This is a genomic window from Alcanivorax xiamenensis (assembly GCF_009846745.1).
Lineage (GTDB): Bacteria > Pseudomonadota > Gammaproteobacteria > Pseudomonadales > Alcanivoracaceae > Alloalcanivorax > Alloalcanivorax xiamenensis.
Map to the genome: position 1 here is coordinate 1 of NZ_AQPF01000122.1, position 479 is coordinate 479.

The window sequence follows — 479 nt, forward strand, 5'->3', positions numbered from 1 at the left end:
CATACCCTGCAAGCCGTCTCTATGCGACTTGTGGGGTATATTTCTTTTGGTGCTTGATTACCCCATAGGCGATTTGCACCAGCTTGCGCATTGCTGCCACCACAATCACTTTACCTGTCTTCCCCCTGTCTTCCATGCGCCGTCTCAGTGCCCGGATATCGGGGTTGTGGGTGCATGCTGTGACTGCTGCCATGAACAATTTTCCCCGTACGTTGGCGCGGCCACCTTTGCGGATCTTTGTCGGCTTTCTGGAGTCGCCGGATTCATTGTGCACCGGCGTAATGCCCAGGAAAGCGGCACATTGCTTGGCTGACCGGAAGTCCCGACTGTGTATTAGCGACAGCAGCTCTCGGGACATCACATCGCCTACCGCAGTGATGCTCTCCAGCAGTGAGCGATCCTGTTTCAGTTCAGGATGGCCATCAATGTGGTCATCGATGTCCTTTTTGAGCTTGCGGATCTCCTCATTCAGTGTCGCG

At 54.7% G+C, this 479-nt stretch carries 1 protein-coding gene; it reads right to left on the bottom strand.

Features of this window, described 5'->3' with window-relative positions; translation table 11 throughout:
* Nucleotides 1-19: 19 nt before the first annotated feature.
* On the bottom strand, nucleotides 20-479 hold a 460-nt coding region (locus A6D6_RS21670), incomplete at its 5' end, for a transposase (RefSeq protein ID WP_159661853.1).